The sequence below is a fragment of the Tissierella sp. QWL-11 genome (assembly GCF_058683765.1).
In genome coordinates this window covers 687838-710194 of the sequence record NZ_CM178750.1, presented here as the reverse complement: position 1 = coordinate 710194, position 22357 = coordinate 687838, and the positions used below count along the sequence as shown (strand labels likewise).

Below are 22357 nucleotides of genomic sequence, written 5' to 3'. Positions count from 1 at the left end.
TTCCCCTCAATCTATGAGACTATTTGAACTTGTGAAAATAAATTCTCTCGACATCTATTAAAAGCATCCTGGCCTTCTTCTGTATCCTTAAAAACTCCTGCATCTTTTAGTACATTTAAAAATACTTCTCCTACTTTATTTTCTACTATATAATCAATATTTTCCCTATCTACTTTGCTTTCTTCCAATATATTTTTAGCAAGATCTAAATGTTTTTTTAAATTATTATCCTCTTTTATAGAATCTAAATCCTTTTTCAAAAGATATTCTTTTAAATCTTCAATTTCCCTTTTTAATCTAGATGGAAGGACAGCCAAGCCCATGACTTCTATCAGCCCTATATTTTCTTTTTTTATATTGTGATATTCTTCTCTAGGATGAAATAAGCCATATGGTCTTTCTTTTGTAGTTCTATTATTTCTAAGAACTAAATCAATCTCATAGAGATTATCTCTTTTTCTACAAATAGGTGTAATCGCATTATGAGGTGTTCCATTTGTATCAGATATGATCCCCACTGATTTATCATTATAGACTTCCCAAGACTTGGATATATCATAGGCTTTTTGTATTAATCTCTCTTTATCTTTTGATTTAAGCCTTATCACACTCATAGGCCATTTTAAAGTTGATGTATATATCCCATCTATTTCTAAATGATTTTCCTCCTGTGCATTTTCCATAGCAAAGGAATATCTACCACCTTGGAAGTGATCATGACTTAATATAGAACCTCCTACAATTGGTAGTCCTGCATTTGAACCTATGAAATAATGGGGAAAATCTTCTACAAAATCCAATAGTCTTTTAAATGTATTTATGTCCACATTCATAGGCTCATGAGCTCCCTTAAAGACTATACAATGTTCATTATAATATGTATAAGGAGAGTATTGGAGAAACCATTGTTCTTCATTTAAATCTAGCTGAATTATCCTATGATTTCCTCTAGCTGGATGGGACCCTCCACCTCTATAACCTTCATTTTCCCTACATAGCAGACATTTAGGATAATTTGAAGACTTCTCATTTTTCATCCTCTCTATATCTCTAGGATCTTTTTCTGGTTTAGACATATTTATAGTTATATCTAAATCTCCATAGGATGATTTATAAACCCATTTTATATCCTTTGAAACCCTTTGTTTCCTAATATAGTTTGTATCTATAGATAAATTATAATAAAAGTCTGTAGCTTCTTTAGGAGATATGTCATAGTTCTCCCAAAACTCTCTCTCTATTTCTGAAGGTCTCTTTACTAGTACCCCCATAATTCTTGTATCAAATAGGTCTAGGGTACTTACGCTATCATTTTCCACTATTTTATTTTCCACTGCCCATTTTCTAAAATTATTTAAAATATCTTCTATATCTCTTTTAGTGCTTGTAAATGTATCAGGTTCTTTATATTCTTTTTGATTTATAACTTCTAGTATCCTGTTTATACCATATACTCTGTCTCTTCTATCTAAGAATTTTTTATCTATGGCGTATTCCACTAAATCTCTTATCTCTACATTTATATCTATCATATTAATCACCTATTTTAATCCGTTTTTATGTTTTTTATGAAATTTCCAAGCAGAATTTATTATATCTTCTACATTTGTGTACTTAGGCTTCCAACCTAGTGTTTGTCTAGCTTTTTCCGATGATGCTACAAGTACTGCTGGATCTCCTGCTCTTCTTTTGGCAATTTCTTTTTTTATATTTTCACCTACAACTCTTTCACTTGCTTCTATAATCTCTTTTACTGAAAAACCTTCTCCATTTCCAAGATTAAATATATTGCTTGTATTTTCCCTATTTAAATAATCAAGAGCTAAAAGATGTGCATCTATTAAGTCTTCTACATGAATGTAATCTCTTATGCAAGTGCCATCCTTTGTAGGATAGTCATCCCCAAATATCATTATCTTGTCTCTCTTTCCCAAGGGAACTTGGAGTACTAAGGGAATAAGATGAGTTTCTGGATCATGACTTTCACCTATTTTCCCATTTTTATGAGCTCCCGCCACATTAAAATATCTCAAACTTACATATTTAATTCCATGTATCTTATCTACCCATTTCATCATCTTTTCCATGGTTAACTTTGTCTCTCCATAAGTGTTTGTAGGATTAGGATTTGTCTCTTCGTCTATTAAATCCTTTCCAGGCTCACCATAAACTGCTGCAGTGGAAGAAAATACTATTTTATCTATATTGTGTTTAACCATTGATTTTAATAAGACTTCTGTTCCATGAACATTATTATTAAAATATTTAAGTGGATTTACCATACTCTCTCCAACTAGAGAATTTGCGGCAAAATGAATAACTCCCTTTATTTCTTCTTTGGCAAATACCTCTTCTAAAAAGCTCTCATCCCTTATATCTCCTTTGTAAAACACTGCATTAGGATGGATTGCCTCTTTATTACCTGTTTCTAAATTATCTATTATAATAACTTTTTGACCTTGTTCAATCAACTTATATACACAGTGAGAACCAATATATCCTGCTCCACCACAAACTAAAATTGACATAATTCTCCCCCTTAATTTTCCATCTTTTAATTCTAATACTATTGTAAGTATTCTGTATTGTCAATACTGTCAAGATTTAAAAAAGATTATACATCTGATCAATCAAAAGAGGTCCATCACTAATTTATCAATTAATGATAGACCTCTCTTCTTATTAAATCAATTCTTCACTTTATAAAATTGTTGATTAACGGGTTTGGGGAATTATTACATCATTCCGCCCATGCCACCCATTCCTCCCATGCCGCCCATACCAGCCATGGAGTCTTCTTCTTCAATATCAGCAACTGCAGATTCTGTAGTTAGAACCATAGCAGATACACTTGCTGCATTTTGTAGAGCTGATCTAGTTACTTTAGTTGGGTCAACTATTCCTAACTCTACCATATTTACATATTTTTCATTTAAAGCATCAAAACCTATTCCATTTTCTGCTTCTTTTACTTTTTCAACTATGATAGAACCTTCTAGTCCTGCATTTGTTGCTATTTGCTTTACTGGTTCTTCTAAAGCTTTAAGGATAATCTTAACTCCTGTTTTTTCATCGCCAACAGTTTCATCTAAGATTTTTTCAACAGCAGGTATAGAATCTATTAGAACTGTTCCACCACCAGGTACTAATCCTTCTTCTACTGCTGCACGAGTAGCTGATAGAGCATCTTCAATTCTTAGTTTTCGCTCTTTTAGTTCTGTCTCTGTTGCAGCACCTACTTGGATAACTGCTACTCCACCTGAAAGCTTAGCAAGCCTTTCTTGAAGTTTTTCAGCATCGAATTCACTTTCAGTTTCTTCAAGTTGAACTTTTAATTGTCTTACTCTGTCTTTTATAACTGAATCGTCTCCAGCTCCATTAACTATTACAGTGTTTTCCTTATCTATTTTAACTTTTGCTGCACTACCTAGCATATCTAGTGTAGCTTCTTTTAATTCATATCCTAATTCTTCAGATATAACAGTAGCTCCTGTTAAGATAGCTATATCTTGTAACATTTCTTTTCTTCTATCACCAAATCCTGGAGCTTTTACAGCTACACAGTTGAATGTACCTCTAAGTTTATTTACTACTAAAGTAGCCATTGCTTCACCTTCAATATCCTCTGCAATAAGGATTAAAGGTTTACCTTGTTCAACTATTTGCTCTAATACTGGAAGTATCTCTTGTATACTTGTAATTTTCTTATCTGTAATAAGGATATATGGGTTTTCAATTTCTGCTACCATCTTATCTGTATCTGTTACCATATAAGGTGATACATATCCTCTGTCAAATTGCATACCTTCTACAACTTCTAAAGTAGTGCCCATTGACCTTGATTCTTCTACAGTTATAACTCCGTCATTTCCTACTTTTTCCATAGCCTCTGCTATTAGTTTTCCTATTTCTTCATCTCCAGCAGATATAGATCCTACTTGAGCTATAGCATCTTTAGAATCTACTTTTACTGAAAAGTTTTTGATTTGTTCAACTGTAGCATCTACAGCTTTTTTTATTCCCTTTTGAATAATCATTGGGTTTGCACCTGCTGCTACATTTTTAAGTCCTTCTCTTATGATAGCTTGAGCAAGTAGTGTTGCAGTAGTAGTACCATCTCCAGCTACATCATTAGTTTTTGTAGCAACTTCTTTTACAAGTTGTGCTCCCATATTTTCATATTTATCTTCTAATTCTATTTCACGAGCTATAGTTACACCATCATTTGTAATAAGTGGTGCACCAAATTTTTTATCTAATACTACATTTCTACCTTTAGGTCCTAAAGTACCTTTAACTGTATTAGCTAATTTATTTATACCTGTCTCCATTGCACGACGGGCATCTTCACCAAATAAAATTTCCTTTGCCATTTATATTCACTCCTTTTAATCGATTAATTATTGAACTACCGCTAAGATATCTGATAATTTTAAGATAGTTAATTCTTCGCCATCAAGTTTGATTTCAGTACCTGCATATTGAGAGAATATTACTGTATCCCCAGTTTTGATTTGTTCTTTTTTCTTTTCATCATTAGTAATATCTGCTCCAATAGCTATAACTTCAGCCATTTGTGGCTGTTCTTTAGCAGAGCTAGGTAAAACTATACCACTCTTTGTCTTCTCCTCCGCTTCTACTTTTTTAATAACCACTCTGTCTCCTAATGGTTTTAAATTCATAGGATACTACCTCCTTGTTTTATCTTTTTTATTTTATTAGCAATCGACTGCAGTGAGTGCTAAGTCCTGTATTCAATGTTACCTTAAATTATTTGTCTAATCAAGTGCTAGATTTTTTACCACCCTAGCATTATTTACCATTAATTCAAATTTATACTTATTTACTCAAATTTTCTTGGTTTTACTTGCTTTTTCTCCATTTTAAAATAAAGATATTATAACTGAATATATTATAGGTATAAATATAGCCGGCAACATGTTTCCTATCTTAATCTTTTTGATTTCTAGTATATTTATTCCTATGGCAAGTATAAGTATTCCTCCTACAGCAGACATCTCTGTTATAACTTCTGGAGTTAATATATCCTTTAGAGAACCGGAAAGCAATGTAATACTTCCCTGATATATAAGTACTGGTACAGCAGAAAAGGCTACACCAATCCCAAGAGTTGATGCAAATATTATAGCTGAGATACCATCTAATACAGACTTCGCAAATAAAGTGTTGTGATTTCCCATAAGCCCTGATTCAAGTGATCCTACTATGGCCATTGCCCCTATACAATAGACTAAAGAAGCTGTTACAAACCCCTTAGAAAAATTAGAATCCCCTTTTCCAAAGGATTTCTCCATTTTATCTCCCAGGTTATTTAATCTTTTTTCTATTCCTATAATTTCTCCTATAATACTGCCTATTACAATACTTACAATTACTAAAGTCATATTTTGAGCTTTTATACCACCCATTATACCTATTATAATTACCGATAGGCCTAGACCATCCATAATTGTATTTTTGTAATCATCTTTTATTCCATTTCTTATTATAATTCCAAGTAATGCCCCACTTATTATTGCTACTACATTTACCATAGTGCCTAACATAGAAACCCTCCTTGTCCTTTAATTTAATATCTATAAGAATATACTATTTTAATAAAAATTACCATAAAAAAATAGGCTATAAACTAGCCTAAATAATATTTATTTACCTATTCCAAGTTCTCTTGCATAGTAAAATAGATATTGTTGAGCAAAACCTGCAAGGTTTCCAAAAATCTTAGCTCCATACATACCAATATCTTTTATATTTGTATCTTTTTTTAAGTAAAAATACTCCATTACTCTTTTAACCCAAACATCTACAGGAAAAGCTTCATCTTTATTGAAGGCAAATAAAAGTATACAATCACTAACCTTTGGTCCTACTCCAGGTAGGGTCATAAGTAATTTTTTTCCTTCTTCTCTACTCATTTTAAATATATCGTCTAAATTTAAATCTCCATTTGATATGATTTTACTGGTTTCAACAATTCGTTTATCTCTAAATCCTACCTTTGCCTTAGCTCTTAAATCCTCCGCATTTGCCCTAGATAATTCTAAAGGTGTTGGAAAACTATAATACACACAAGGTCCACTCCTTTGTGTACCATATTCTGCAGAAATTAACTCTATTGATTTTTTTATTCTAGGTATTTGATTATTTGCAGATATTATAAAAGATATTACTATTTCAAAGGGTTCTTGATTTAATATTCTTAATCCAGAACCAAAATCTATAGCTTCTTTTAATATTGGATCCTTTGATAGTTTCATTTTTATTTCATCATAATCCCTATCTAAATCAAAATAATTATACCATATACTATTAAAGTCTTCTATATCCGTACCTGTTAAGATAATATCTTGATTTTCTTTTTTCACATTTAACATTCGACCAAAAGCTACTATATCATAACTTAAATCTTCTTTTTTTTCCCATCTAAAAGCTTGACCACATTCAAATATATGCTTAGGATTAAAATTTTTTATATCCTTTAGGATTATCCTATTCTTTTCTTCTACTATAGTATATTTCATAGACTCTCCCTTATATATAAGTACTAATCTGTCTTTTTTGATTCTTTTAAAAAGTATGATAATGTAAATAGACTTTCACTTAATCTTACAGTTTCTACAATTACATCCTCTGGTACTACTAAATCTATAGGTGCAAAGTTCCAAATAGCTTTTACACCATTCTTTACATATATATCAGCTACCCTTTGAGCTTGAGCTTTATTAGTAGTTATAATACCTATATCTATATGATTTTCTTTTAAAAATCCTTCTAATTCCTCCATAGGTCTAACTCCTAAACCTCTATTTTTATGTCTAGGATTATCTGGATTCTTGTCAAATACTTCTACAGTATTAAATCCCGATTCTTTAAATCCTTTATATATGGCAATTGCATGGCCAAGATTACCAGCACCTGTTAATACGACTTTATATTCTTTATCTAATCCTAATATCTTGCCAATTTCCCCATGAAGTTCTTTTACATTATATCCATATCCCTGCTGCCCAAACCCTCCAAAATTATTTAAATCTTGTCTAATCTGAGATGCTGTAAAACCTGTTATATTACTTAATTCTTTTGAGGATATTCTATTTATTCCATTTTGAAGCAATTCTTCCAAATATCTATAGTATATAGGCAGTCTTCTAATTACTGTTATTGATACCTTATCCTTTTTCATTCTTACCACCATCCTAATAGTTTATTACATATTATAGCATCTTGATAAAACTTAGTCAATTTTCCTACAATTAAAGTTATTTAGGCTTGAATATTAAAATAATATATCCTCATACTATTTAAAAGGAGTGATTTAAATGGCAAGTCTAGAACAATTTAGAAAAATTGCAGTTCACTGTGATAGTTATAATTTAGATGATTCTACTGCCTCTTCTCTTAAAAGTATGAGTGAAGAAAAATATGAGAGTTGTACTAATTGTACCCATTTCACAAATGAACATACCTGTGAATTAAATTTAATTGACAAAGTATTGTCAGCCCTAGCTATGGAAACAGAGTTTAAATCTTAATTTTAATTTCTTTTAAAGAAATCTAATATTTGATACAATGATAGTATGAAAATTTAGGAGGAAGTTTATGTCCGTACTATCATGTAATAATATTACTAAAACATATATTGTAGACACTATTTTAGATGAAATAAGCTTTAGAGTAGAACCAAATGACAAGATAGGTGTAATTGGTCTAAATGGTTCAGGAAAAACTACGCTTTTCAATATCCTGGCAGGTGAAATTGAAAAAGACAGTGGTGAAATTTATATTCAAAAAGATTTAAAAATAGGTTATTTAAAGCAACATGTAAATATAGACAGTGAAAAAAGTATATTTGAAGAATGTCTAGACATATTTAAAGACTTAATTCAAATGGAAAAAGACTTGAGACATTTAGAAAATGAGATATCCCAGGAGAGTTCTAAAGATAACTCTCCTAAATTACTTAAATTAATGGATAAATATGGTGAACTATCTGAAAGATTTACAGAGCTAAATGGATATGGGTATAATTCTGAGATAAGAGGCATCCTATTAGGATTAGGATTTTTAGAAGAAGACTTTGAAAAAAGAGTTAATCTTTTAAGTGGAGGACAAAAATCCAGATTAGGTTTAGCTAAGCTCTTGCTTCAAAAACCAGATATACTCCTTTTAGATGAGCCTACAAACCATTTAGATATCGATGCCATATCTTGGTTAGAAAAATTCTTAAAAGACTATAAAGGATCTAGTCTAATTATATCTCATGATAGATACTTTTTAGATAATGTGGTAAATAAAATCTTCTATATAGAAGATAAAAGTCTTCATATCTACAATACTAATTACACAGAGTTTATGGAGAGAAGAAAAAAAGACCTAGAAGTCTATAAGAAGCACTTTGAAGAACAGCAAAGCGAGATTAAAAGACAACAAGAAATAATAGATAGATTTAAGGCATATGGCGGAGAAAGATATAATCGTCTTGCAAGAAGTAGACAAAAAATGCTTGATAAAATAAAAGTCATGGAGAAAAAAACTGAATCTTCAAGGACTAGAATGCGATTTGAACCCAAGATAAAATCTGGTAATGATGTACTTTTTGTAGAAAGTATTTCTAAGAGTTTTGATAGTTTTAAACTCTTAGAAGATATTAATTTTCAAATCTATAAAGGAGAAAAAGTAGGCTTAATAGGTCCTAATGGAATAGGTAAATCCACTTTATTTAAAATAATATTAGGAGAATTAAAATACGATAATGGAGAAATAAATCTAGGCCACAATGTATTTCCAGCTTATTTTGATCAAGAGATGGAGAGTTTAAATCTAGACAAAACTATTATAGATGAGATTTGGGATGAAAATCCTAAGCTAAGTCATACTGAAATTAGAACACTTTTAAGTCAATTTTTATTTATAGGAGATGATATATTTAAAGAAATATCTCTTTTAAGTGGTGGTGAAAAGGCAAGAATAAACTTACTGAAATTGATGCTATCTAAGGCTAATTTCCTACTTATGGATGAGCCTACAAATCACTTAGATATAGATTCAAAGGAAGTATTAGAGGACTCTGTAAAAGACTATGATGGAACTTTATTTGTCATCTCCCATGATAGATATTTTTTAAATAGAGTTTGTACAAAGATATTAGAGTTAACTGAAAATGGTATCAAAGAATATCTTGGAAATTACAATTACTATTTAGAAAAGAAAAATGAAATTATTATCACAGAAGATAATAGTCCAGAAAAGACTAAGACTCAATTAAAAGAAGAAAAGAAAAGAGAAAGAGAAAAATTAAAGCAAGAAAAAGAAAAAAATAAACAAATTAAAAAATTAGAATCTAGTATATCTGAAATTGAAAATTCTATTAAAGAAATAGACTTACTTCTTTGTGAGAAGGATATATATGAGGATCCAAAAAAAGTTTTAGAATTAGGTGAAAAGCGACAATTATTTCAAGATGAATTAGATAGTATATATGATAAGTGGATATCACTTACTGAGTAATATCCACAAGTAATTAACAATTTATCCACAATGTCCACAAAGTTATCCCCGGATTATAGCTTGTATAGAAGATTTTCTGAATTCTTTCCCACATTATCCACAGGCTATTTTCTTTATTATTTTAAACATGTTAATAATCTGTGGAAAACCTTGTTGATATTTGTCAGTTTAGCCCCAAATTTGGTGATACCTTAAGATGTAGATTTGAAGTTTTCCCATTTATATAATTATAATAAGCAGCTGATCCTATCATTGCTGCATTATCTGTGCATAATATCCTTGAAGGGTAGTAAATTTCTATTCCTTCTTTTTTCCCTCTTTTTTCCATCATATTTCTTAAACCCTCATTTGCAGCTACTCCTCCAGCTAATACCAGCTTATTAGAATTTGTTTCTTTTGCAAGTCTAAATGACTTATCCACAAGCACATCTAATACTGCCTGTTGAAAACTTGCTGCTACATCTTCTATAATTATCTCTTCACCCTTTTGTTTCATTTGATTTAAATAGTTTAATACTGCAGTTTTAAGTCCACTAAAACTAAAGTCATAGCTATCATTTTCTAAAAATACCCTAGGAAAATCTATTGCATCAGGATTTCCCTTTTTAGCTAATTCATCTATATAAGGTCCTCCTGGATAAGGTAAACCTAAAGCTCGGGCAACTTTATCAAAAGCTTCACCTGAGGCATCGTCTCTAGTTCGTCCTATTAATTCATAGTCTTCATAGCTTTTTGCGTTTAAAAGATAAGTGTGTCCTCCAGATACTACAAGGCAAGTAAATGGTGGCTCAAGCTCTTTATGCTCTATATAATTAGCAGAAATATGTCCTTCTATATGATTAACCCCTACAAGAGGTATATCCATGGCATACGCAAGTGCTTTAGCTGCGGAAATTCCTACAAGAAGGGCTCCAACTAGTCCAGGACCTCTAGTTACTCCAATAATATCTATATCTTTAAAGGTACAATCCGCCTCATCTAGGGCCTCTTGTATTATATTATTTATACTTTCTATATGTTTTCTTGATGCTATTTCTGGAACTACTCCCCCAAATTTTTTGTGAATTTCTATTTGGGAAGATACTATATTTGATAATATTTTTCTTCCGTCTTCTAATACTGCAACTGATGTCTCATCACATGATGTTTCTATTGCCAATGTTAACAAATTAATCACCTTTCTTTATTGTTTCTCCACATTATTATAGCGTCTTCTTTATTGTCTGAATAATATCCTGGTCTAATACCAGAATCTATAAATCCATATTTCCTATATAAGTTCTGAGCTACTATATTTGAATTTCTAACTTCTAGAGTCATGCTATCTATATCATTTTCTATACAATTACGAATAAGGCCTTCTAAAAGTTTATTTCCAATTCCCTTGCTTCTATATTTTTTTAATACGGCGATATTTGTTATATGGCCCTCATTTAATATAAACCATATACCTCCATATCCTACTACCTTTTCATCTATTTCTGCTACTATATATCTAGCTAGTTTATTTTCCTTTAATTCTATTGAAAAAGCTTTTCTACTCCAAGGAGTAGAAAATGACTCGCTTTCTATTTTTAAAACATCATCTATATCACTAATTTCCATATCTCGGATATTTATATCCATTCTATTACCCCTTTTTATCTCTTTATATAATTGTATCTAATTTAGATAAATATATCTATAGTAGTTTACATATTTTTTGTCTGTGCTTGTTTAACTATGCTCCCCCTAAAGGTAATGAGCCATACAGTTTTGGCAAAATAATCCAATAAATTACAAAGTATCTATATCTATAAAACATCTAAATAGAAAATTCTAGACAAAATATATATTCGGCCTAGAATTTTCCTATTATTTATTTTCTAATTGTCTTTCAGCTTGAGACTTTCTTAAATAATCTGGAGCAAGGGTAAATGCATCATCTGTTCTTCCTTCTTTAAACTTTTCTAAAGCCAATTCACATATACTAACTGCCCTTGGACTATTTTGAGCTAAACTTGCAAATCTAATATTTTCTCCTAATTCCTCTTCTAGTTTATCTCTATAAAGCAGAGTTCCATTTCCATTTGCAACTATATCCTTTTCATCTTTTAAAATCTCTATTAATTCATCTATATCAACTGCATTGGTCTTCATCTTTTCTATTAATTTACCATCTTCTAGAGAATATATGGCAGTATATACTCTATTTCTCCTTGCATCTATCATGGGAACTCTTGTATTTTGAAATCCTAAATTATACCCTAGAGCCTCTAGAGTATTAATCCCTATTATAGGCTTATTAAATAGATGGGCAAAGGCCTTCATAGTAGCAACTCCGATTCTAAGACCTGTAAAAGAACCTGGTCCTATTGCCACAGCAAATAGATCTATATCATCTATTTTTAAACTTATATTTTTCATCATTTCTTCTATCATAGGTACAAGATTTTCTGCATGACCCATATCCTGATTTATGGTGTATTCTCCTAAGACTTCCCTTTCATCTATTACAGCACAACTTGCCATCATAGTAGATGTATCTAATCCAAGTATCTTCATCTTTCTAACTCCTCTATTATTTCATCAAATCTGTCTCCAAATCCATTTATCCCTAATATTCTCTCTTCATTATTATTTCCTTTTTTAATATCTATTACTATCTTTTCTTTAGGAAGAAATTTTTCTATTCTATCTCCCCACTCAATTATAGAGACTCCTCTTCCATATATATAATCATCAAATCCCAAATCATCTATCTCTTCTATATTTTCAAGTCTATATGTATCAAAGTGATATACTGGATATCTTCCTTCATATTCATTTATAAGGGCAAATGTAGGACTTGTAATATAATCCTCTACATCTAGTCCTTCTCCTATGGATTTAGTAAGGGTAGTCTTTCCAGCGCCTAAATCTCCATTTAAACAGACTATATCTCCTGGTCTTAAAGCTTTTCCCAAAGCTATGCCAAATTCTTTTGTATCTTCTAAGTTTTTTAAGATCTTCTTCAAAACTATCCGCCTTTCAAGTTTAAACTACTATCATTATATCATTAAGATGGAGAGTAGACAATAATTGAGATTGGGAAACATTCCTTAATCCTCTTTGTCACTAGATAAGAGTTCAATTTTCTTTTCTAATTCTTCAATTCTAGTTTCATGATTCATAAAAACTTTAATTAAAACAGCTAATAATAATGAAATCATTGTAATAATAAGCCAAATATTTTTAAAGATTGGCTCCCCTAAAAATATTATCACTATTATGCAAGTCATAAAGCAAGCTAGAAATATGGCAATAAAATCCTTCACTTTAATACATCCTCTCTATTCAAAAGATAGACTCATAGTAAGTCCATCATATCCTATAATTGTATCTTTAAAAACTGATGTAGCATTCCCTTTATATTGTTCAGGCATCTTTATTGAGGGGCTAAAATGAGTAAATAAAAGAGTACCTACATTTCCCTTCTTTGCTAATTTAGCGGCTTCAACAAATGTCATATGCTTGTTTTCTATAGCCTTATCTTGGTCTTTGTTATCACCATAAGTTCCTTCACATACAAATAGATTACTTTCTCTGATAAATCCTACTATAGAATCAATAGGCCTTGTATCTGTTATAAAGCTTAGCTTTATACCCTTTCTTCCTTTACCTAATACCATATCAGGCTCATACTTTTTATCTTTATCCACCACAGTTTGACCTTTTTGTAGTATTTTCCAAAGTTCTCTTGGAACTTTATTTAATAGAGCTTTTTCAGGGTCGAATTTAGGATTTCTGGGTATATAAAAGCTATATCCGATACAAGGTGCAGAATGGTCTAATTCCAGTGCTGAAATTATAACATCTTCTACCAAATTATCATTTTCTTCTTTTAAATTTAATCCTTCAGGTAAAAGACTAAAATCTAACTTTCCTTTTGTCATTTCTATTACTTTAATACTGTATGGAAGATAAGGAATTACAACTCTTAGTCCATTTAAAACCTCTTCTATTCCCTTAGGACCTATTATAGTAATAGGTTCTTTCCTATCACTATTTCCAATAGTTAAAAGAAGTCCAGGAAGTCCTAGAATATGATCTCCATGAAAATGAGTTATACATATTATATCAATGGATTTAAACCCAGTATGTTCTTTTCTCATGGCAACTTGAGTACCTTCTCCACAGTCTATTAGAATCTTTCTTCCCTTATAGTTTATAATTAAAGAAGAAAGAAATCTATCAGGGATAGGCATCCCTCCACCAGTTCCCAATAATGTTATATCTAACATTTAAATCATTCCTTTATAGTGAAATTACCAATTAAGATTTAGATAATTTTTGCTTTATATAGAAGATGCTCATTTCCTTTGTGTTAAAAGCTGAACTCGTGAAGTTAAGGCATATTTATTTTCCACTGACTCTACATCCACAGTTATTTTGTCTCCCACTATTAAATCCTCAAATTGTATATCCGTCACTTCTCCTGAAGTATTATTAACATAAAGAAAATATACATCTGGTGCCTCACAATTTATATAACACCCTTCTCCTAAAATACTATTTTTATCTAACCCTTTTACAACGATTCCTTTAACAATATTGCTAACTTCTAAAATTTCTGCATTTACTCCCATATGAGTAACATTTTCATTGGAACTACAGCCGGTTATTAATAATATAAGAATAATAACAATAATAGCTAATCCTCTTCTCAATTTTATCCTCTCCATATAAATTTATTTTATTGCATGTTTAAATACTAGTGTTCATGAATCCCAATAAGATAATTTTAAAAACATATTTAAGATCTTACTTAATTCCTTAAAATCTTTGTCTCCTAGAACTTCATAGTTCTTGCCATAAATACACCTGGATTCTAAACTCCATAAAAAAGATTTAAAATTGGGATATTCATTAATATTTTCTTTTAACAAATATATTAAATGTTCTAGTTTGCGATATTTCAATGTATTTGCCAATTTTTCTTCTTTATATATTTCTAAATCTACTATTAATTCCAAGGGCTCAGCTACTTTATACCTATAGTCTAGAGTATTATTTGGCAAGAAATCTTTTTTATAGTTTTTATAACTTTCACATACTATTCTATACATTATATCTCACCCTAAATCCAGATAATTTATTTAGAAATTCTTCTCTCTTTGATTCATACAAATCTTCTCTTAACAACACTTCATCTATGATTTGATTTAATAAAAAGGATAAAGCTTTCATTCCTCAATGTTCAAAAAAATCTAGTCAATTAGTTTCAATAACTGTTGTTTTAATGTATTTATATCTGTATCAATAATTTCCCATATTAGTTTTAAATTTACACCTTCATAGTCATGAACTATTCTATTTCTTAAACCTTTAATTTTAAACCAGGGTATTTGTAGATTTTTTGTCATATATTCCTTATCTAATTTATTGACTAATTCCCCAATCTGACTCAAATTAAATACGCATGCTTCTACCATCATACTATTATTCCTAAACTCAGAATAATCTATATTATCTGTATATCTTAATATTGAATCAATATAGTTAATTATCTTTTGAATAATCTTTTGATTTTTCATATATGATCATACCCCCACTTTCAATTTCTTGTATAATCAATGAATCTGTATCAATATGTGATTTGTCAATTAAGTCTATGTCTATTCCTAAAGTATCAACAAGAATTTCAAGTAACCCAACAAAATCAAGCCCCTTTAATTTACCGTTAGTATCAATGTATAAATCAATGTCACTATTTTTATTAGCTTCTCCTTTTGCGAATGATCCAAATAATATTGCCCTACTTACTGGATAATTTCTTAATATCGGAATTACATTTTCCTTAATTTCCTCAACTGAAATAATTTTAGAATTCATAGCACTTCACCTCTATTATTCTTTAATAATATATTTATCTATATTATACCCTATTAATATAAACTTGCTACATAAAGAAGCATAACTTAGACCTTAGACCTTTCCAATATTCAAAAAAATAGATAAAATATCTTAAGACATTTTATCTATTTTATCTTTTATTTATTTACGAAGTATTGGTGATACTTTTTTATATATAAGTATAGTTACTAAAGAGACTATACTTCCCTTTAATAGATTAAATGGTACTACTGCAAAAAGAATCAAAGTTTTATAATCTACTACAAATTTATTTACTGCACTTCCCATTCCTACTAACTTTTCTAATGGCCATCCAAATATCTTAGCATATAGTGGAAATATTACAAAGTAATTGCTAAGAGTTGCAAATATAGTCATAGTTAAAATTCCTAATGCTAAGCCTATAATTGCTGATTTGAAAGTCTTTTTTTTGTAGTATACAAATCCTGATACGTATACAAATATGCTTCCAACTAAGAAATTTGATAATTCACCTATTCCACCAGTTATAGAACCTTCTATTAATAAATTTAAGATATTTTTTAAAAACTGTACTATAACTCCTGCCATAGGTCCTATAGCAAAGGCACCTATTAGAGAAGGTAAATCTGATAGGTCTATCTTTAAAAAAGGTGGTGCAAAAAATGCTGGTAAATCAAAGAACATCAAAACCATGGAGATAACTCCCAAAACTGACATCTTTACCATGTTTCTTGTAGTCCAAGTATCTCTACTCAATGTGTACATAAAAATCCCTCCATTTTTATTGTATTTCGGGATTTAAAAAAACCCCGAAGTTTTCTTCGGGGTTGATAGACAAAAATAGTCTAATTTATCTTCTTTCATCCAGACTTTACTGTCGGCCTTGGAATCTAACCAAGTCAACCATTTAAATGGCTCGCGGGCTCTACCGCCGGTGAGGAATTGCACCTCCCCCTGAAGATATATTATAATTTCATTATAACTCTATTTTTTTCTTAAGTCAAATATTTTTTCTTTGTTATTCTCTTCATAACACTAATTATAATTAATAGTGATATTGTGGATACCAAAAGTGTTATCAATACATTTTTAGTAAATCCTGCTATAATAAATCCAATTATGGAAGCTGCTGCTACACTTAAGGCATATGGTATTTGAGTTTGAACATGATCAATATGATTACATCCAGCTCCTGCTGAGGAGAGAATTGTAGTGTCTGAAATAGGAGAACAATGATCCCCAAATACAGAACCTGAAAATATGGACGCAAGAATTATACTCAAATATTCCATTTGATTCATATGCATAAGTATAGGTACCATTATAGGAATTAGGATACCAAAAGTCCCCCATGCTGTTCCTGTGGAAAAAGCTAAAAAAGCAGCCACCATAAATATTATCGAAGGTAAAATCCACATTGGAACTGTACTTGCCGCAAGTTTTCCTCCAATAAATCCACCAGTATTTAAATAATCTGCACTTGTTATTCCACCTATTGTCCATGCAAGAGTTAGGATTACTATTGCACCAATCATTGACTTCATTCCTTCAACAATTCCACTCATAAATCTTTCAAATGTCACCAATTTTCTAGGAATATACATAATAAAAGCTGTAAAGATTGCTATTACTGAACCAATTGCCAAGGATAAATTTACATTAGCTTCACCAAAGGCTGCTCCCAGAGAAATCCCTTCTCCATTAAAATATCCACCTGTTCTAAGCATAAAAAATACTGTAGTTCCTATTAATACAAGAACTGGTAGTACCAAGTCTATTACTTGTCCTTTATCAGAATGCTCATATCCTACTTCATCTTCATTTTTCAGTCTTGAAGTATCTTCTATTTCAAATTTTTGCATAGACCCTATTTCTGTATCTGAAAAACAAAAGTACATAACTGTAAGGATTGTAAGAAGTGCATATAAATTAAAGGGTATTGTAGATAAAAATACCTTCATAGGGTTTTCTATACCTGCACTTCCTATAATTGCCACTACAGATGCTGCCCAACTAGAAATTGGAGCAAGAATACAAATAGGTGCTGCAGATGAATCTATAATATGTGCAAGTTTCACCCTGGATATATTATTTTCATCTGTTACAGGTTTCATTACAGCACCTACAGTAAGACAATTAAAATAATCATCTATAAATATTAAAGTTCCTAAAATAGCGGTTGCAAATTTTGCACTACTTTTACTTTTTATCTTTTTACTAGCCCATTTACCATATGCAAATGAACCTCCTGCAATATTCATAACCATAACTAGAGAACCAAGTAATGCAAGGAAAATAATCATTAGACTATTCTCCCCTAATCGGTTTCCCATAAGTTCAAAAACTGTTTCTAACATAACTAATATATTTCCACTACTTAAAATCAATCCGCCTGCAATTATTCCTACAAGTAAGGAACTAATTACTTCTTTTGTTACAAGTGCTAAGATTATTGCAACAATTGGTGGAAGAATTGATAACCAACCATAATCCACTTTCTTCACCTCTGTAATTTGTAAATGTCTAATTTTATCTGTTTGTTCTATTACTGTTCTTCTCTACTATAAACTATTTCACCATTTATAATTGTCATAAATGTATGTGCATCTATATCCTTTAATGGATTTTTATCAAATATGACTAAGTCTGCATCTTTTCCTACTTCTATACTACCTACTCTATTATCTATTCCTATAATCTCAGCTGGATTTATAGTAATTGCCTTTAAAGCTTCCATTTCATCCATTCCTGCTTTGTGAGCTAATCCTGCACAAAGAGGTAAGTATTGTAGAGGAATTACTGGAGAATCTGTTGTAATAGCTACTTTTACTCCAGCTTCATTTAATACCTTTGGAGTTTCAAAGGTCAAATTCTTTAATTCAAATTTAGATCTTTCACTTAATGAAGGTCCAACTATAGCGCCCTTTCCCTCTTTAGCTAAGTCTTCTTTTATCAAATGTCCTTCTGTACAGTGATCTAAAGTTACATTTACATCAAATTCCTTGGCAATTCTAAGAGCTGTAAATATATCATCTGCTCTATGAGCATGAGCTTTTAGAGGAATTTCTTTTTTTAGTACTGGGATTAGAGCTTCCATCCTTATGTCAAAATCTGGATGATTTGACTCATCTTCACTTTGTTTTTTCTTCATATAAGCTTTTGCCTCAAATAAAGTTTCTCTAAGTATTGCTGCAGTTGCCATCCTAGTCATAGGAGATTTTTGTTGGTCACTGTACACTCTTTTTGGATTTTCCCCAAAGGCAATCTTCATAGCCACAGGCTCTTTTATTATCATATCATCTATTCTATGTCCATATGTCTTTATGGCAGCAAAACTACCACCTATTACATTTGCACTACCTGGTCCAGTTACAGCAGTTGTAACTCCACCTTCATATGCTTCTTTGAAAGTTCTATCCATAGGATTTATGGCATCAATTGCTCTAAGTTGAGGAGTTATTGGGTCAGTAGTTTCGTTTCCATCACTACCTTCAAATCCTATACCGTCTTCCCACATCCCAAGGTGACAATGAGCCTCTACAAATCCTGGGGTTACCATTTTACCACTTGCGTCTATTATTTTGGCATCAGCTGCATTTATCTCCTTACCTACTTCTTGTATCTTTCCATCTTTTATTAATATAGAACCATTTTCTATTACTTCGTCCTTCATAGTATATATACGAGCATTTTTTATAAGTATCATTATAACTCCCCCCTATTTATTTAGATCCTTCATACTTAAACCAATCCTACCTCTTTCTTTGTCTATATCTATTATCTTTACATCTACTATATCTCCTACACTTACTACTTCTTTTGGATGCTTTACAAATTTATTTGATAATTGAGATATGTGTACAAGACCATCTTCTTTTACTCCAATATCTACAAAGGCTCCAAAGTCTATTACATTTCTAACAGTTCCTTTTAATACCATATCAACTTTTAGATCATCTACACTAAGTACATCTTGCCTTAAAATAGGTTTTATTTCTTCGTCCCTTGGATCTCTTCCTGGAGAATCTAGTTCTTTTATAATATCTCTTAATGTAGGCACTCCTATATCTAGGGATTTTGAAAGCTCATCTATATCCATATTGTGATAGTCAAGTTCTATAAGCTTAGATGCTATATCGTAAGTTTCAGGATGTACCCCTGTATTATCAAGTATATTTTCTCCACCAGAAATTCGTAGGAACCCTGCACTCTGTTCAAATGTCTTAGGACCTAGTCCTTTAACTTTTGATAATTCTTTTCTAGATTTAAATCTTCCTTTTTCTTCTCTGTATACTATAATATTATTTGCAACTTTATTAGATATTCCAGAAACATATTTTAAAAGAGAACTACTTGCTGTATTTAAATCTACACCAACTGTATTTACAGCATCCTCTACTACTGCAGAAAGTGCTTCATCTAATTTCTTTTGATTTAAATCATGTTGATATTGGCCTACTCCTATGTGTTTAGGATCAATTTTTACTAGTTCAGCCAAGGCATCTTGAAGTCTTCTAGCTATTGAAATAGCTCCTCTTACTGTAACATCCAAATCTGGAAATTCTTCTATACCTATCTTTGAAGCTGAATATATTGAAGCTCCTGCTTCACTTACTATTATATAGTAAACTTCTCTATCAATCTCTTTGATAAGTTCTGAAACCAAGCTTTCAGTTTCTCTAGAGGCTGTACCATTTCCTATAGCTATTATATTCACATCATATTTTTTTATTAACTCTTTTAAAGTCTCTTTGCTCTGTTTTCTTTTATTTTGAGGTGGATGTGGAAATATTGCCGTATGGTCTAATGGTTTTCCTATTTCATCTACTATAGCTACTTTGCATCCCGTTCTAAATCCTGGATCTAGTGCCATTACCACCTTATCTTTTATAGGTGGCTGCATTAGTAATGGGTCTAAATTCATAGAAAATACATCTATGGCATCATCTTCTGCCCTTGTAGTTAGGTCACTTCTAATTTCTCTTTCTACTGATGGAAATAGTAATCTCTTATACCCATCTTCTATAGCCTGTTCTAAATACTCTTTTTCTTTCCAATCAGGATTTGTAGTGATACTCTTTTGCAATTTTTTAATTATATTTTCTTGATTTATCTCTAAATTGACTTTTAATTTCTTTTCCTTTTCTCCCCTATTTATTGCAAGTACTCTATGATTTGGAATTTTCTTGACTGGTTCTTTGTATTCATAATACATCTCATATACAGATTTTTCTTCTTTTTCTACTGCCTCTACATCTATATGAGCATTATTATATATAGTATTCTTTATCCACAATCTATGGTCTGGATCTTCTGCTACTATCTCTGCTATTATGTCCATAGCTCCATTTACAGCATCTTCCCTTGTTAGAACTTCTTTTTCTTCATCTATAAATTCTAAGACCTTTTCTTCAAAATCTTTGCCTTCTAATTTTTGTTCTAGAATTATATTTGCTAAAGGTTCTAATCCTTTTTCCTTAGCCTTAGTAGCTCTAGTTCTTCTTTTTTGCTTATATGGTCTATATAAGTCTTCTACTCTTTGTAGCGTTTTTGCTTTTTTAATCTTCTTTTCCAATTCTTCAGTAAGCTTTTCTTGCTCATCTATTAATCTTATGACTTCTTCTTTTCTATTTTCTAAATTTCTTAGATACTCTAGTCTATTGGATAAATCCCTAAGAGTAGTATCTTGCATTTCCCCTGTCATTTCTTTTCTATATCTAGCTATAAAGGGAATAGTATTTCCTTCATCAAGTAAGCTTATCACATTGTCTAAGTGTATACTTTTAATTTTAAATTCATCTAATAATATTTTTTTTATATCCATCTAACCACTCCTGTACCCAACAACAGGCTCTATTATAGAGCCTGTTGTTTTAAATATTCATTAATAAAATAATCTAAATCTCCATCCATAACTCTACCTGTATCTCCAACCTCAGCATCTGTCCTATGGTCTTTGACCATACTATATGGATGAAATACATATGATCTAATTTGAGAACCCCAAGCTATCTGAGAATAGTTTCCTTGAAGATCCTCGATCTTTTCCTTTTTTTCTTCTTCTCTAAGCTGTATAAGCTTTGCTTTTAACATATTCATAGCTGTAAGCCTATTTGTATGCTGTGACCTTTCTGATTGGCATTGAACTACTATACCTGTAGGTATATGTGTTATTCTAATAGCAGAATCAGTAGTATTTACATGTTGTCCACCTGCACCTGAAGATCTATAGGTATCTACCTTCAGATCTTTTTCATTTATTTCAACTTCTACATCTTCATTCAATTCAGGGAAAATATCTACACTTGCAAAGGATGTGTGTCTTTTTCCAGAACTATCAAAGGGAGATATTCTAACTAATCTATGGACACCTTTTTCAGATTTTAAATATCCATAGGAATTATATCCCTTAATTAAAAGTGTAACAGATTTAATTCCACTTTCTGTGTCTACTTGAAGGTCTAGTGTCTCAACTTTGAAATCTTTACTCTCTGCCCATCTTTTATACATTCTAAGGAGCATTTGCGCCCAGTCTTGAGCCTCTAAGCCACCTGCCCCTGCATGTATAGACAATATAGCATTATTTTGATCAAGTTCTCCACTTAAAAGTGTAGATAATTTAAATTCTTCGCCCTTTTTTAAGAGTTTATCTATAGACTTTGATGCTTCTTTGTAATCATCATAATCCTCTTCTTCCTCCATAAGCTGAAGAAGCATTTCTAAATCTTCTATGCCACCTATAAGTTCTTCATACTCTGAGATCTTATCCTTTAGAGCTTTGATCTTTTGCATTATATTTTGGGCTTTTTGTGTGTCATCCCAAAACCCCTGTTTAAATGATAATTTTTCATTTAAAGCTACTTCTTCTCTTAGACTATCTAAGTCAAAGTGAAACACCTATCTCTTCTACCATCTCTCTTAAATCTTGTAGCTCTTGTCTCTTAATATAGAAATCTTGCATAGATTTAAAACC

General features: G+C 31.0%; 25 protein-coding genes and 1 riboswitch. Of the genes, 2 read left to right on the top strand and 23 right to left on the bottom strand.

Translation table 11 applies throughout. The features are described 5' to 3' along the window. Window positions 1–11 precede the first annotated feature (11 nt). The 7 genes from AC4PG3_RS03435 to AC4PG3_RS03405 form a co-directional block, all read right to left on the bottom strand. The gene (locus AC4PG3_RS03435; RefSeq protein WP_492197674.1) at window positions 12–1532 is read right to left on the bottom strand and encodes a UDP-glucose--hexose-1-phosphate uridylyltransferase; all 1521 of its coding nucleotides are present in this window, start codon (window positions 1530–1532) and stop codon (window positions 12–14) included. A gap of 9 nt (window positions 1533–1541) precedes the next feature. Further along, window positions 1542–2528, bottom strand: coding sequence for a UDP-glucose 4-epimerase GalE (gene galE / locus AC4PG3_RS03430; protein ID WP_492197673.1), 987 nt, complete (start codon window positions 2526–2528; stop codon window positions 1542–1544). Between the two features lie 207 nt (window positions 2529–2735). Beyond that, on the bottom strand, window positions 2736–4373 hold the full coding sequence (groL, locus tag AC4PG3_RS03425; RefSeq protein WP_492197672.1) for a chaperonin GroEL: 1638 nt from the start codon (window positions 4371–4373) through the stop codon (window positions 2736–2738). 27 nt (window positions 4374–4400) lie between these two features. Next, a complete protein-coding gene (locus tag AC4PG3_RS03420; protein ID WP_492197671.1) occupies window positions 4401–4682 on the bottom strand; it encodes a co-chaperone GroES in 282 nt (93 codons plus the stop codon). A 201-nt stretch (window positions 4683–4883) separates the two neighbouring features. Beyond that, window positions 4884–5567 (bottom strand): DUF554 domain-containing protein, encoded by a 684-nt coding sequence (locus tag AC4PG3_RS03415; RefSeq protein ID WP_492197670.1) that lies wholly within the window; start codon window positions 5565–5567, stop codon window positions 4884–4886. A 99-nt stretch (window positions 5568–5666) separates the two neighbouring features. Then, window positions 5667–6542, bottom strand: a complete 876-nt coding sequence (locus tag AC4PG3_RS03410) for a DNA-3-methyladenine glycosylase family protein (protein WP_492197669.1) — start codon at window positions 6540–6542, stop codon at window positions 5667–5669. A gap of 23 nt (window positions 6543–6565) precedes the next feature. Further along, a complete protein-coding gene (locus AC4PG3_RS03405) occupies window positions 6566–7204 on the bottom strand; it encodes a redox-sensing transcriptional repressor Rex (protein WP_492197668.1) in 639 nt (212 codons plus the stop codon). 136 nt (window positions 7205–7340) lie between these two features. On the opposite strand from AC4PG3_RS03405, the gene AC4PG3_RS03400 reads away from it, so the two are divergent. Further along, a complete protein-coding gene (locus AC4PG3_RS03400) occupies window positions 7341–7553 on the top strand; it encodes a hypothetical protein (protein ID WP_492197667.1) in 213 nt (70 codons plus the stop codon). Window positions 7554–7620: 67 nt separating this feature from the next. Next, window positions 7621–9528: an ABC-F family ATP-binding cassette domain-containing protein gene (locus AC4PG3_RS03395; RefSeq protein WP_492197666.1), complete on the top strand. Its 1908-nt coding sequence runs from the start codon at window positions 7621–7623 to the stop codon at window positions 9526–9528. Between the two features lie 163 nt (window positions 9529–9691). Here AC4PG3_RS03395 and tsaD read toward each other — a convergent pair whose 3' ends face one another. From tsaD to prfB, 16 genes are all read right to left on the bottom strand, one after another. Beyond that, a complete protein-coding gene (gene tsaD / locus AC4PG3_RS03390; protein ID WP_492198193.1) occupies window positions 9692–10696 on the bottom strand; it encodes a tRNA (adenosine(37)-N6)-threonylcarbamoyltransferase complex transferase subunit TsaD in 1005 nt (334 codons plus the stop codon). A gap of 5 nt (window positions 10697–10701) precedes the next feature. Further along, window positions 10702–11154 (bottom strand): ribosomal protein S18-alanine N-acetyltransferase, encoded by a 453-nt coding sequence (rimI, locus tag AC4PG3_RS03385; RefSeq protein ID WP_492197665.1) that lies wholly within the window; start codon window positions 11152–11154, stop codon window positions 10702–10704. Between the two features lie 228 nt (window positions 11155–11382). Then, window positions 11383–12072 (bottom strand): tRNA (adenosine(37)-N6)-threonylcarbamoyltransferase complex dimerization subunit type 1 TsaB, encoded by a 690-nt coding sequence (gene tsaB, locus AC4PG3_RS03380; RefSeq protein ID WP_492197664.1) that lies wholly within the window; start codon window positions 12070–12072, stop codon window positions 11383–11385. Then, window positions 12069–12524, bottom strand: a complete 456-nt coding sequence (tsaE, locus tag AC4PG3_RS03375; protein WP_492197663.1) for a tRNA (adenosine(37)-N6)-threonylcarbamoyltransferase complex ATPase subunit type 1 TsaE — start codon at window positions 12522–12524, stop codon at window positions 12069–12071. Before tsaE ends, tsaB begins: the two co-directional genes overlap by 4 nt. 84 nt (window positions 12525–12608) lie before the next feature. Continuing rightward, entirely contained in the window at window positions 12609–12824 is a 216-nt protein-coding gene (locus AC4PG3_RS03370; RefSeq protein ID WP_492197662.1) for a hypothetical protein, read from the bottom strand. Between the two features lie 15 nt (window positions 12825–12839). After that, entirely contained in the window at window positions 12840–13790 is a 951-nt protein-coding gene (locus AC4PG3_RS03365) for a ribonuclease Z (RefSeq protein WP_492197661.1), read from the bottom strand. A 69-nt stretch (window positions 13791–13859) separates the two neighbouring features. After that, window positions 13860–14216 carry a hypothetical protein gene (locus tag AC4PG3_RS03360; protein WP_492197660.1) on the bottom strand — a complete coding sequence of 119 codons (357 nt, stop codon included), beginning with the start codon at window positions 14214–14216 and terminating at the stop codon, window positions 13860–13862. Window positions 14217–14267: 51 nt separating this feature from the next. Beyond that, the gene (locus tag AC4PG3_RS03355; protein WP_492197659.1) at window positions 14268–14615 is read right to left on the bottom strand and encodes a hypothetical protein; all 348 of its coding nucleotides are present in this window, start codon (window positions 14613–14615) and stop codon (window positions 14268–14270) included. Then, on the bottom strand, window positions 14608–14736 hold the full coding sequence (locus AC4PG3_RS03350) for a hypothetical protein (protein WP_492197658.1): 129 nt from the start codon (window positions 14734–14736) through the stop codon (window positions 14608–14610). Before AC4PG3_RS03350 ends, AC4PG3_RS03355 begins: the two co-directional genes overlap by 8 nt. Window positions 14737–14756: 20 nt before the next feature. Then, a complete protein-coding gene (locus tag AC4PG3_RS03345; protein WP_492197657.1) occupies window positions 14757–15083 on the bottom strand; it encodes a HepT-like ribonuclease domain-containing protein in 327 nt (108 codons plus the stop codon). Continuing rightward, the gene (locus AC4PG3_RS03340; RefSeq protein ID WP_492197656.1) at window positions 15049–15381 is read right to left on the bottom strand and encodes a nucleotidyltransferase family protein; all 333 of its coding nucleotides are present in this window, start codon (window positions 15379–15381) and stop codon (window positions 15049–15051) included. Before AC4PG3_RS03340 ends, AC4PG3_RS03345 begins: the two co-directional genes overlap by 35 nt. A 162-nt stretch (window positions 15382–15543) precedes the next feature. Continuing rightward, a complete protein-coding gene (locus tag AC4PG3_RS03335) occupies window positions 15544–16149 on the bottom strand; it encodes an ECF transporter S component (protein ID WP_492197655.1) in 606 nt (201 codons plus the stop codon). Between the two features lie 83 nt (window positions 16150–16232). Further along, a riboswitch (FMN riboswitch) is annotated at window positions 16233–16350 on the bottom strand. Between the two features lie 29 nt (window positions 16351–16379). Next, complete coding sequence (locus tag AC4PG3_RS03330) at window positions 16380–17879, bottom strand: Na+/H+ antiporter NhaC family protein (protein ID WP_492197654.1); 1500 nt, start codon at window positions 17877–17879, stop codon at window positions 16380–16382. Window positions 17880–17929: 50 nt separating this feature from the next. Then, complete coding sequence (locus AC4PG3_RS03325) at window positions 17930–19090, bottom strand: amidohydrolase (RefSeq protein ID WP_492197653.1); 1161 nt, start codon at window positions 19088–19090, stop codon at window positions 17930–17932. 12 nt (window positions 19091–19102) lie between these two features. Further along, window positions 19103–21208 carry a Tex family protein gene (locus AC4PG3_RS03320; RefSeq protein ID WP_492197652.1) on the bottom strand — a complete coding sequence of 702 codons (2106 nt, stop codon included), beginning with the start codon at window positions 21206–21208 and terminating at the stop codon, window positions 19103–19105. Between the two features lie 32 nt (window positions 21209–21240). Next, window positions 21241–22345 (bottom strand): peptide chain release factor 2 gene (gene prfB / locus AC4PG3_RS03315; RefSeq protein WP_492197651.1). Its coding sequence is split into 2 segments (ribosomal slippage): window positions 21241–22269 and window positions 22271–22345, totalling 1104 coding nucleotides; the frame shifts between segments, so codons are not numbered across the junction. Window positions 22346–22357 lie beyond the last annotated feature (12 nt).

Coding starts and splice junctions, on each gene's coding strand:
- AC4PG3_RS03435 (WP_492197674.1), bottom strand. CDS start 1,532: ATGATAGATATAAATGTAGAGATAAGAGATTTAGTGGAATACGCCATA.
- galE (WP_492197673.1), bottom strand. CDS start 2,528: ATGTCAATTTTAGTTTGTGGTGGAGCAGGATATATTGGTTCTCACTGT.
- groL (WP_492197672.1), bottom strand. CDS start 4,373: ATGGCAAAGGAAATTTTATTTGGTGAAGATGCCCGTCGTGCAATGGAG.
- AC4PG3_RS03420 (WP_492197671.1), bottom strand. CDS start 4,682: ATGAATTTAAAACCATTAGGAGACAGAGTGGTTATTAAAAAAGTAGAA.
- AC4PG3_RS03415 (WP_492197670.1), bottom strand. CDS start 5,567: ATGTTAGGCACTATGGTAAATGTAGTAGCAATAATAAGTGGGGCATTA.
- AC4PG3_RS03410 (WP_492197669.1), bottom strand. CDS start 6,542: ATGAAATATACTATAGTAGAAGAAAAGAATAGGATAATCCTAAAGGAT.
- AC4PG3_RS03405 (WP_492197668.1), bottom strand. CDS start 7,204: ATGAAAAAGGATAAGGTATCAATAACAGTAATTAGAAGACTGCCTATA.
- AC4PG3_RS03400 (WP_492197667.1), top strand. CDS start 7,341: ATGGCAAGTCTAGAACAATTTAGAAAAATTGCAGTTCACTGTGATAGT.
- AC4PG3_RS03395 (WP_492197666.1), top strand. CDS start 7,621: ATGTCCGTACTATCATGTAATAATATTACTAAAACATATATTGTAGAC.
- rimI (WP_492197665.1), bottom strand. CDS start 11,154: ATGGATATAAATATCCGAGATATGGAAATTAGTGATATAGATGATGTT.
- tsaB (WP_492197664.1), bottom strand. CDS start 12,072: ATGAAGATACTTGGATTAGATACATCTACTATGATGGCAAGTTGTGCT.
- AC4PG3_RS03365 (WP_492197661.1), bottom strand. CDS start 13,790: ATGTTAGATATAACATTATTGGGAACTGGTGGAGGGATGCCTATCCCT.
- AC4PG3_RS03355 (WP_492197659.1), bottom strand. CDS start 14,615: ATGTATAGAATAGTATGTGAAAGTTATAAAAACTATAAAAAAGATTTC.
- AC4PG3_RS03350 (WP_492197658.1), bottom strand. CDS start 14,736: ATGAAAGCTTTATCCTTTTTATTAAATCAAATCATAGATGAAGTGTTG.
- AC4PG3_RS03345 (WP_492197657.1), bottom strand. CDS start 15,083: ATGAAAAATCAAAAGATTATTCAAAAGATAATTAACTATATTGATTCA.
- AC4PG3_RS03340 (WP_492197656.1), bottom strand. CDS start 15,381: ATGAATTCTAAAATTATTTCAGTTGAGGAAATTAAGGAAAATGTAATT.
- AC4PG3_RS03335 (WP_492197655.1), bottom strand. CDS start 16,149: ATGTACACATTGAGTAGAGATACTTGGACTACAAGAAACATGGTAAAG.
- AC4PG3_RS03325 (WP_492197653.1), bottom strand. CDS start 19,090: ATGATACTTATAAAAAATGCTCGTATATATACTATGAAGGACGAAGTA.
- AC4PG3_RS03320 (WP_492197652.1), bottom strand. CDS start 21,208: ATGGATATAAAAAAAATATTATTAGATGAATTTAAAATTAAAAGTATA.